This window comes from Achromobacter sp. SIMBA_011, from assembly GCF_046535435.1.
GTDB lineage: Bacteria > Pseudomonadota > Gammaproteobacteria > Burkholderiales > Burkholderiaceae_B > Achromobacter > Achromobacter dolens.
The window spans coordinates 1-237 of sequence record NZ_JAWRWN010001182.1 but is presented as its reverse complement, the minus strand read 5'-3'; the positions used below and the strand labels follow the sequence as shown (position 1 = coordinate 237).

The following is a 237-nucleotide window of genomic DNA, read 5'->3' as shown; positions in this document are numbered from 1 at the left end:
CGCGGTACGCCTGTCAACATGGGCGAAGCCGTTGGCGTCATCGCGGCACAGTCGATCGGTGAACCGGGCACGCAGCTCACCATGCGTACGTTCCACCTTGGTGGTACGGCGAACGTGGTCGACCAGTCGTTCCTCGAAGCGTCGTATGAAGGCACGATCCAGATCAAGAACCGCAACATCCTGCGGAACTCCGAAGGCGTTCTCATCGCCATGGGCCGTAACATGTCCGTTACGATC

At 59.9% G+C, this 237-nt stretch carries 1 protein-coding gene; it reads left to right on the top strand.

Features of this window, described 5'->3' with window-relative positions:
* On the top strand, positions 1–237 hold a 237-nt coding region (locus tag SB816_RS34780), incomplete at both ends, for a hypothetical protein (protein WP_410548598.1).